Genomic DNA, 9,807 nt, shown 5'->3' with positions numbered 1-9,807 from the left:
CTCGGCGGCCCGGTTCCAGTCGCGCCGGGCCTGGGCCACCAGCAGACGCTCCCGTACCGACTGGGCCCGCCGCAGACTCGCCCCGCTGTCTTCGCTCGGCGGGGCCACCGCCCGGGCCGGCCGCGGCGCTGCCGCCGGCTCCTCGGGGAGCGGCTCGATCTGGCTGAGCGCGGGGATCCAGAACAGGCCGGCGCCCTGCATCGCCTGCAGTTCGCGCAGCTGCGACGCGGTGCTGATCAGGAATCGGTTGCGCGCAAAGGGATGGTCGAGCCAGTGATGATCGATCATCACGAACACGCCAAGCCGAAGACGATGGGAGTCGATCGGGACGGGGTGGTCCCGGGGAAGCTCAGTCTGCAATCTGATGATCCTGGAGCGTCAGCACCTGCACGCCGATGCCGCGCGCCAGGCCTTCGAGGGATATCACACCGCGAACATCTGCGCGCCCCCCATTCGGGCTATGTCCGGCTGCAGCCCCGGTCGTGCGGAAAGCCCACTGGCCTGTGCTAGCGTTGCGCCCCGCCATGCCCCACCTGCTCGTCACCATCTCCGGCCACGGGCTGGGGCATCTGGCCCAGACCGGGCCGGTGCTCCAGGCCCTGCAACGCCGGCGGCCCGATCTTCGCCTGACGGTGGTGAGCACGCTGCCGCAGTCCCGGCTGCGCGAGCGCATCGGTCCGGCGCTCGAGCCCGTGACGCGGGCCCTGGACTTCGGCTTCCTGATGCATGACGCCTTCCGCATCGACCATGCCGGCAGCGCCCGTGCCTACCAGGCATTCCACGCCGACTGGCCGGCCCGGGTCCGCGACACCGCGAGCTGGCTGCGCGCGCAGTCCGTGGACCTGGTGCTCGCCAACGCCGCCTACCTGCCGCTGGCTGCGGCCGCCGAAGCCGGCATCCCGGCGCTCGGGCTGAGTTCGCTCAACTGGTTCGACCTGGCCGGCTTCGCCTTCGCCGGGCAGGCCTGGGCCGAGCCGGTGCTGGCCGAGATGCTGGCTGCATACCGCAGCGCGGCGGCCTTCATCGTGCTCACACCGGGCATGCCGATGACCGCGCTGGGCAACACCTTGCGGGTCGGGCCGGTGGCCCGGGTCTGCGCCCCGCGCCGGGCGGCCTTGCGTGAGCGTCTGGCGCTGGCCGATGGCGAAAAAGCCGTGCTGATCGCCTTCGGCGGCTTCGATCGCCCCCTGCCCATGGCCGACTGGCCACTCGAGCCGGGCGTGCGCTGGCTGGTGCCCTCGGCCTGGGGCATACGTCACCCCCGGGTGGTGGCCTCGGACACGCTCGGCTGGTCCTTCGGCGAGCTGGTCGCATCGGTTGATGCGCTGATCGGCAAGCCTGGCTACGGCACCTTCGCCGAAGCGGCCTGCGGCGGCACACCCCTCCTCTACGCCCCCCGCCCGGACTGGCCGGAGCAGGATGCCCTGGTCGCCTGGATCGGCGAGCAGGCCTGCGCCCGGCAGGTATCCGACGCCGACCTGCAGGCCGGCCGGCTGGCGGCGCCCCTGGCAGCGCTCTGGGCGCAGGCAAGGCCCACGCCCCCGTTGCCGGTGGGCGACGAGCAGGCCGCCGAGATCATCCTGCGCTGGCTCTGAACGCTCGCCCCGAGCCCGGGGGACACTGCGCCACGGGTGCCATGCCGGCATCCGGCATCACAGGATTCCGGCGCCACCGGTGGCCGCATGCAGGGTTTCGAATGAGCAAAAAAAGGATCTCTGATGCCGAGATAGCGAGGCAGGCCGCCGAACTGATCGCGGCCAACAAGGCGCTCTTCGTTCAGAACGAGGAAAACGCCAGACGCGTGGCTGAACTGGTGGTGGCCAACCTCGAGAAAGCCAAACGGGTTGCCGAACTGGTCATTGCCAATGAGGAAAAAGCCAGACGGGCAGCCGAACTCGTCGTCGCCAATGAAGAGAAAGCCCGGCAGGCAGCTGCACTGGTGATCGCCATCGAAGGCAAGGCAAGGTTGGCTACGCAACTCGCGATTTCCAGACTTGAAGCGCTCAACCAGGAAAGACTGCGGCGCGCGCTGATGGAGACCATCGACATCACCCGCCAGCTGGTTGAACTGCGCGACCCCTACACGGCGGGCCACGAAAAGCATGTGGGCGATCTGGCCAGGGCCATTGCCGAGGAGATGAGGCTCGATGCCAGCCACCAGGAAGGGCTGATGGTGGCTGGATATCTGCATGATCTCGGGAAGATCATCATCCCGGTGGAGATCCTGTCCAAACCCGGAAAGATCTCACCGGAGGAATACAACCTGGTAAAGACTCATGTCCAGGCGGGCTACGATCTTCTGAAGAATGTGACCTTCCCCTGGCCCATCGCCGATTCAGTCCTGGAGCATCATGAGCGCCTTGACGGGAGCGGCTACCCCAGGGGATTGAAAGGCGGTCAGATCAGTCTCGAGGGTCGCATCCTGGCGGTGTCCGACATCATGGATGCCATGGGCTGCCATCGACCTTACCGCGCCTCCCTCGGCATTGAAAAGGCACTGGCCGAGATACAAGCCGGTCGCGGCAGGATCTACGACGAAAAAGTGGTCGATGCCTGCACCGCGCTGTTCCGGGACCGGGGCTACGCCATCCCGACCGCCCTGGCGTGATCGCAGACGAGTCCACAGGCCGGCAGCTATCATCGCGCCTGCACCCGCGTGCCGCGCGACGGCAGCCCGCCCTCCAGGACAGCCCATGGGAATCATCCGCGACTTTCTCCAACGCGCCGCCATCGACGCCGAGGCCGATGGCATGGCCGAGCAGTTCGTGCGCCATGTGTCGGTGGCCCACAGCGCCAACCGCACCCGCATCGACAAGGAACTGCCGGTGCTGCTCGCGCGCGCCCGCGGCTTTCACCGCAAGACCCGGCTGGGCGCCTATGGCACCTCGCGGCTGGCCACCCGGCTGCAGGAGGGCCTGATCACCGCCGGCTACACCACCGAGCTGGCCAAGGACATCGCCAAGCGCATCGCGGTCACGCTGGCCACCGATCCCAACGCCAAGTCGGCCTGAGGGCCGTGGCCGGTCAGCCCGGCAAGGACAGGCCGATCGCGCTGCCGTCATGCCCCGGGTCGGCGCCGCCATCGAGGCGATCACCGTCGATGCGGATGCCGTGCACCGCGGCAAAGCCGAAGGTGAAGGCCTCGCGCACGGTCTGGTAGCCCTGGGCCTGCAGCTCGCGCTCGGTGCGGAAGCTGATGCGGTTGGAAAGGTCGATCGCATCGCTGGTCGCCGAGAAGCGGGCCGCGCTGACCGCCTCGGTCATGGTCATGCCGAAGTCGATCACATTCAGGCAGGCCTGCAGCACGCCCATGGCAATCTGGGTGGCGCCGGGCGCGCCGATCAGCAGCGCCGGCTGGCCGTCGCGCAGGAAAAGCGAGGGGCACACCGAGCTGAAGCGCGCCTTGCCGGGCGCGAGCGAGCCCGCGCGGCCCGGACGCGGGTCGAACACCGCCATGCAGCCGTTGTAGAGGAAGCCCAGGCCGTCGGTGATCACCCCCGAGGGCATGCCCAGCGAATGGGTCATGGTCACGCAATTGCCATCGCCGTCGATCACGCAGACCTGGGTGGTGTCGCTGCTCGGCCGGCCGCTGTTCACCCGCGGCACGCGGATCTTCTCGCCGGCGCGGATGCGCGCGGCGGTCTCGTCGGCATGGGCTGACGACAGCAGGCGATCCAGCGGCACATCCACGAAGGCCGGGTCGCCGACATGCCGATCCTTGTCCACCGTGGCCTGCTTCATCGCCTCGCTGACCACCCGGATGTAGTCGGTGCTGTTGTGGCCGAGGGCGGCGAGGTCGAAGCGCTGCAGGATGTTCAGCATCTCGATCAGCATCACCCCGCCGCCGGGCGGCTGGTTGCTCGACACCCGCAGCCCGCGGTACTCGCCCCACAGCGGCGGCACGCTGCGGCTGCGGTAGCCGGCGAGGTCTTCGCGGCTGAGCAGGCCGCCATTGGCCTTCATGTCCTCGACGATGCGATCGGCGATCTCGCCGCGGTAGAACACATCGGCGCCATCGCGGGCGATCAGCGCCAGGGTGTTGGCCAGATCAGGGTTGCGCACCAGCTCGCCCACCCGGCGCGGCGCGCCGGTGGGATCGCAGTACAGGCTGCGGCCGCTGCGCGAGAACGCGATGCGCTCGGCCGAGCCCACCCGGCCCATCTGGCCCTGGTCGGACCAGAAGTAGTGCACATGGGGCCGTACCCGCCAGCCGCGGCGCGCCCACTCGATCGCCGGCTGCAGGATCTCCGACCAGGGCAGCGAGCCGTGGCGGCTGTGCGCGTCATGGTAGGCGCGCAGCGACGCCGGCACGCAGATCGACTGGTAGCCGAGGTCGTTGACGCGGCCGCGCAGCACGAATCCGTAGCCGTCGCGGGCCTCGGACTCGATCAGGCTCTCCCACATGTCGGGCCGGGTGGCGGCCGGGGCCGGCGAGTGAAAGTCGATGTATTCATGCAGGCGCTGGCCCGGCAGGAACAGGCCCATGCTGCCGAAGCCCGAGATGCCGGCCATCAGCGGGTCGACCACGCCCTGGGTGAAGGCGACCGCGATTGCGGCATCGACGGCATTGCCGCCGGCGCGCAGGATATCGGCGCCGACCTCGGTGGCTTCGGGCTGCGCGGTGACGACCATGGCCTGACGGCGTGCGGGCATGGGAGGGCTCCTGTGGACAAGGGAACAGACCCGGGCCGATCCGGCGCGGGACACGGTGCGGCGATTTCAGCATGACCCGTCGCCGGGGCGTCTCGATCCGCGCGACAATGACCGCCAAGGAGGCTTCACCATGCCCAGCGTTCATCCCAGCGTCTGCACCCTTGACTGCCCCGACACCTGCAGCCTGTCCGTCACCGTCGATCAGGGTCGGATCACCCGGGTGCGCGGCTCGCACGCCCTGCCCTACACCGAGGGCGTGATCTGCAACAAGGTGGCCAACCACACCGCGCAGTGGGTGCATGGCCCGCAGCGGCTGCTGCAGCCGCTGCGCCGCGTCGGCCCGCGTGGCAGCGGCCGCTTCGAGCCGATCAGCTGGACGGCCGCACTCGACGAGATCCATGCCCGAACCACCGCGGCCATCGCGCGCCACGGTCCGCAGACGGTCATGCCGCTCAACTATGCCGGCCCGCACGGCATGCTCGCCTACGACAGCATGTCGCTGCGCTTCTTCCACAAGCTCGGCGCCAGCCAGCTCTATCGCGGCTCGCTGTGCGGCGCGGTGCGCCGCGAGGCCTGGGTGGGCACCTATGGCGCGGTCGCCGGCATCGGCCCCGAGGCCGCCGCGGGCGCCGCGCTCAACCTGGTCTGGGGCAACAACGCGACGGTCACCAACCTGCACCTGGTACGGGGCATCACCCAGGCCCGCCGCGCCGGCGGGCGGCTGGCAGTGATCGATCCGCTGCGCACCCGGATCGCCGAGCTGGCCGATCTGCACATTGCGCCGCTGCCCGGCACCGATGTGCTGCTCGGCTTCGCCCTGGCGATCGAGCTGCACGCGCTCGGCGCGCACGATGCCGCCTTCATCGCGCGCCATGTGCATGGCTACGATGACTACATGGCGCAGGCGGCGCAGTGGCCCGTCGAGCGGGCCGCCCGCGCCTGCGGCGTGAACCCGGAGGACATCCGCACGCTCGCGCGCTGGATGGCGCAGGCCGAGCCGCTGGTGCTCGCCCCCGGCAACGGGCTGGAGCGCGGCCGCAATGGCGGCAGCGGTGTGCGCGCCGCGATCGCCCTGCCGGCGCTGCTTGGCCGGCTCGACGCCCGCAGCGGCATCGTGCTCGGCGCGGGCTTCGCCTTTCCGCGCGCGCCGGCGGCGCTCACCCGGCCCGATCTGCTCGCGCCCGACACCCGCACACTCAACCTCATCGAAGCGGGCCGCCTGCTGCTCGAAGACCCGATCGACCCGCCGATCCGGGCGGTGTTCATCTACAACCACAACCCGGTGGTGGTGCTGCCCGACCAGGACCGGGTGATCCGCGGCCTGGCCCGCGAGGAGATCTTCACCTGCGGCATCGAGATCGCCATGACCGAGAGCATGGCCTGGTGCGACATCGTGCTGCCGGCGGCCGGCAGCTTCGAGAGCCCCGACCTCTACGCCGCCTACGGCCAGCACTGGCTGCAGCGCGCCGAGCCGGTGCTGCCGCCGCCCGGCGAGGCGCTGCCCAATACCGAGATCTTCCGGCGCCTGGCCGCGCGCTTCGGCTTCCAGGAGTCCTGCTTCCAGGACGATGACGCCGCGCTGATGGATGCCGCGCTGATCCCCGACCATCCCCGCCTGCGCGGGCAACGCCCCAGCCGCCTGCCGGTCGGCGAGGCGCTGCGCATGAGCGACGAGCACGGCGCGCCGCTCGCGCTGATGGTCAACCAGATGCCGGCCACGCCCAGCGGCCGCATCGAGCTCGCCTCAGACACCCTGGCGCAGCGCTGGGGCGCGGCCCAGCGTCTGCCCGGCTACCAGCCCGCCGAGGCCGAAGGGCTGGCGCTGATCTCGCCGGCGTCCGACAAGCGGGTGTCCTCCACGCTGCTGGGCAGCGGCGGACGCCCGGGGGAAGCCCCGGCGCTGCTGATGCACCCGCAGGATGCGCAGGCCCGCGGGCTGAGCGGCGTGAGCCGGGTGCGGGTGCGCAACGCGCTGGGCGAGGTCGAGCTGCCGCTCACCATCACCGACCGGGTGCCACCGGGGGTGGTGTCCTCCGAGAAAGGCGCCTGGCTGGCCACCAGCCCCACCGGTCGCACCATCAGCGCCCTGGTGAGCGCCGAACGCCGCAGCGACCTCGCCGACGGCGCCTGCTTCAACGACACCCGCGTGGAGGTGGTGGCAGCGGGCTGATCAGCCCGCGCCCGGCGCCTGCGCCTGCTCGCGGGCGGCCAGGCGCGCGGCCATCGCCTTGCGGGTGGCCTCCGGCAGCCCGGTGGGATCGATCAGCATGCCGAACACCTTCAGGTTGTGGGTGTGGGCAAGCTGATGCAGGTGGAAGGCGTTCTTCATCGCGATGTCACGGCCCGAGGCATCGGCCACGCCATTGATGGCGAGCTTGGCCATCTTCAGCGCGAAGCGCGACTTCGAGGCGATCTTGCGGGCCAGCGCCATGGTGGCCTCGTGCAGCTGCTCGCGCGGCACCACCTGGTTGACCATGCCGAGCTTGAGCGCATCGGCCGCGCCGATGGCATCGCCGGTGAACAGCAGTTCCTTGGCCTTGCGCGCGCCGAGCTCCTCCACATGGTGGAACCACTCCACGCCGCCCACGCCGAAGCTCACCACCGGGTCGGCGAAGGAGGCGTCGTCGCTCGCCACGATCAGGTCGCAGGGCCAGGCCAGCATCAGGCCGCCGGCAATGCACTTGCCCTGCACCGCCGCGATGGTCGGCTTCGGGATGTTGCGCCAGCGCTCGCAGAAGCCGGTGTAGATCTCCTCCTCGCGGGCCATCTGGGCCTCGGCGCCGGCGCAGCCAAAGCCGCACATCGTGCCCACGGTGCGGTAGCGCCGCATCGCGCCGGCGCTGTCGTTCTCGGCCAGGTCATGGCCGGCCGAGAAGTGCTTGCCCTCGGCGGCCAGGATGATCACGCGCACCTCGTCGTCATGCGCAGCGCGGTCGAAGGCCTCGTTGAGTTCGTAGAGCAGCGCGGTGTCCTGGGCATTGGCCCGGTCGGGCCGGTTCAACCGGATGCGGGCGATGCCCGGCTCGGGCATGTCGTAGAGCAGGGTCTGGAAGTCGGCGTCGGCCATGAGCAGCTCCGGTGAGGGATCGGGGGGTGGATCGGGTGAGCAGGGCCTGGGGTCGATGGCATCCGCTTGCGGGTTCGCGGGGTCGGGATCCGGGCCGACCGATCATTGCCCGCAGCCCCGGCGGCAGCAAGCGCGACGCCGGGCGGGCCGTTCCGGAAGTGTCCGGGCCGCGGCCTCGCACGGCCGGCGCTACAGTGCAGCACCACCACCGGAGCCCGCGCCGTGACCCAACCGCCATCAGATCCTCACGAACCCAACCAGCGCATCGTGCTCGCCCGCCGCCCCAGCGGCTGGCCCGACGAGTCCTGCTTCCGCCTGGAATCCTGCCCGGAACCCGACTGCGGGCCGCAGGATGTGCTGGTGCAGGCGATCTGGCTGTCGCTCGACCCCTATCTGCGCGGCCGCATGAATGAAGGTCCGTCGTATGCACCCGGCTTCGCGCTGGATCGCCCGATCGTCTCGCGCGTGGTCGGCCGCGTGATCGCCTCGCGCAACGAGCGGTTCCGAGAGGGCGATTTCGTCTGGGGTTTTCTCGACTGGTCGCTGCGGGTGCGGGTGCCGCGCGGCGAAGGCCTGCACCGCATCGATCCGGCCCTCGGCAAGCCCAGCCTGGCGATCTCCGCCATGGGCATGCCCGGGCTCACCGCCTGGGTGGGCGTGGTCGAGCTGGGCAAGGTCTCACCCGGCGATACGGTCTACATCTCGTCGGCGGCCGGCACCATCGGCCAGCTCGCCGGGCAGTTCGCCCGCCAGGCCGGCGCCCGGGTGATCGGCTCGGTGGGCAGCGACGACAAGCTCGACTTCGTGCTGCGCCACTGCGGCTACCACGCCGGCTTCAACTACAAGCGGCAGGACATGGACGACGCCCTGCGCGAGCTGTGCCCCAACGGCATCGATGTGTACCTCGACAATGTCGGCGGCGCCACGCTCGAGGCGGCGCTGCGCCATGCCAATGTCGGCGCGCGCTTCCCCATCTGCGGGATGATCTCGCGCTACAACGAGCTCGAGGACAGCGGCGTGAAAGGCATGCAGCTGCTGGTCTCCAAGCGCATCACCATGACCGGCTTCATCGTCTACGACCATGTCCACAAGCTGGCGGCCTACCAGCAGCGCGCCGCCACCTGGTTCGGCTCGGGCGAGATGCGCTTCCACGAGGACATCGTGCACGGCCTGGCCCAGGCGCCCGCCGCGCTGCTGGGCATGCTGCGCGGCGAGGCCATGGGCAAGCGGCTGGTGCAGGTCAGTACGGCCCCGCCGACCCCGGCGTGACCGGGGCGCCCTTCATCTCGGTGACCGCGGTGCGGGCGGCATTGGCCAGCAGCGCGTTGTCGGCCGCGATGGTCACCAGCTGGAAGCCCCAGGCGATCGCCTGCCGCGCGTAGGCGGTGGTGCCGCAATGGATGCCGGCATGCACGCCGTGCTTCTTCGCGGCGGCCACGATGCGCCGGATGGCATCGACAATGGGCGGATCGGTCTGATCGAGCTTGGGCACGCCACCGAGCGACAGCGCGAGGTCGGAGGGCCCCACATAGATGCCGTCGAGCCCCGGCGTGCTCAGGATGTCGTCGAGGTTGTCCATCGCCTTGCGGGTCTCGATCATGGCGATGGCCAGCAGGTTGTCGTTGGCCTGCGTGGCATAGTCGCCGCCCGCGTACCACATGGCGCGGGTGGGCCCGAAGCTGCGAAAGCCCTTGGGCGCATAGCGCATGGCGCCCACCAGCGCCTCGCACTCGGCGCGCGAGTTGATCATCGGGCAGATGATCCCGTAGCAGCCGGCATCGAGCAGCTTCATGATGATGCCCGGCTCGTTCCAGGGCACCCGCGCCATCGGCGTGGTGCCGGTGGTGCTGATCGCCTGCAGCATCGGCACCGCCGCCTGGTAGTCGACCAGCCCATGCTGCAGATCGCAGGTGAGCGAGTCCCAGCCGGCCTGGGCCATGTTCTCGGCGGCCACCGAGCTGGGAATGCCCAGCCAGCCATTGATGACGGCGCCGCCCTGCTTCCAGATGGTCTTGACGGTGTTCTCGCGCATGTGAGGTGTCCTTGGCTTGGAGGGTTGAGGCGGCGGGCCTGACTCGGCCCCGACC

At 70.2% G+C, this 9,807-nt stretch carries 9 protein-coding genes; 5 read left to right on the top strand and 4 right to left on the bottom strand.

Annotation, left to right across the window (positions count from 1 at the left end):
• Window positions 1-360, bottom strand: a 360-nt coding sequence (locus AC2H6A_RS15130) for a DUF3391 domain-containing protein (RefSeq protein WP_484274485.1), incomplete at its 3' end; no start/stop codon positions are given.
• A 164-nt stretch (window positions 361-524) separates the two neighbouring features.
• Here AC2H6A_RS15130 and AC2H6A_RS15125 point away from each other — a divergent pair.
• From AC2H6A_RS15125 to AC2H6A_RS15115, 3 genes are all read left to right on the top strand, one after another.
• Window positions 525-1,595, top strand: a complete 1,071-nt coding sequence (locus AC2H6A_RS15125) for a hypothetical protein (protein WP_484274484.1) — start codon at window positions 525-527, stop codon at window positions 1,593-1,595.
• A gap of 101 nt (window positions 1,596-1,696) precedes the next feature.
• Window positions 1,697-2,608 carry an HD-GYP domain-containing protein gene (locus AC2H6A_RS15120; protein WP_484274483.1) on the top strand — a complete coding sequence of 304 codons (912 nt, stop codon included), beginning with the start codon at window positions 1,697-1,699 and terminating at the stop codon, window positions 2,606-2,608.
• Between the two features lie 85 nt (window positions 2,609-2,693).
• A complete protein-coding gene (locus AC2H6A_RS15115; protein WP_484274482.1) occupies window positions 2,694-3,011 on the top strand; it encodes a hypothetical protein in 318 nt (105 codons plus the stop codon).
• Window positions 3,012-3,024: 13 nt separating this feature from the next.
• Here AC2H6A_RS15115 and AC2H6A_RS15110 read toward each other — a convergent pair whose 3' ends face one another.
• Window positions 3,025-4,653: a gamma-glutamyltransferase family protein gene (locus AC2H6A_RS15110; RefSeq protein WP_484274481.1), complete on the bottom strand. Its 1,629-nt coding sequence runs from the start codon at window positions 4,651-4,653 to the stop codon at window positions 3,025-3,027.
• Window positions 4,654-4,783: 130 nt separating this feature from the next.
• Here AC2H6A_RS15110 and AC2H6A_RS15105 point away from each other — a divergent pair, with 130 nt between their 5' ends.
• Window positions 4,784-6,823 (top strand): molybdopterin-dependent oxidoreductase, encoded by a 2,040-nt coding sequence (locus AC2H6A_RS15105; protein WP_484274480.1) that lies wholly within the window; start codon window positions 4,784-4,786, stop codon window positions 6,821-6,823.
• Here AC2H6A_RS15105 and AC2H6A_RS15100 read toward each other — a convergent pair whose 3' ends face one another.
• Entirely contained in the window at window positions 6,824-7,720 is an 897-nt protein-coding gene (locus AC2H6A_RS15100) for an enoyl-CoA hydratase (protein WP_484274479.1), read from the bottom strand. It abuts the gene before it with no gap.
• 222 nt (window positions 7,721-7,942) lie between these two features.
• Between AC2H6A_RS15100 and AC2H6A_RS15095 the strand changes: the two genes are divergently transcribed.
• The gene (locus AC2H6A_RS15095; RefSeq protein WP_484274478.1) at window positions 7,943-8,989 is read left to right on the top strand and encodes an NADP-dependent oxidoreductase; all 1,047 of its coding nucleotides are present in this window, start codon (window positions 7,943-7,945) and stop codon (window positions 8,987-8,989) included.
• Here AC2H6A_RS15095 and AC2H6A_RS15090 read toward each other — a convergent pair.
• Window positions 8,961-9,752: an HpcH/HpaI aldolase family protein gene (locus tag AC2H6A_RS15090; RefSeq protein ID WP_484274476.1), complete on the bottom strand. Its 792-nt coding sequence runs from the start codon at window positions 9,750-9,752 to the stop codon at window positions 8,961-8,963. The two genes, AC2H6A_RS15095 and AC2H6A_RS15090, sit on opposite strands and share 29 nt — an antisense overlap.
• Window positions 9,753-9,807: the final 55 nt, after the last annotated feature.

The organism is Quisquiliibacterium sp., assembly GCF_982640115.1.
The sequence above is the reverse complement of the archived record's forward strand: the minus strand, read 5'-3'. Positions and strand labels throughout refer to the sequence as shown.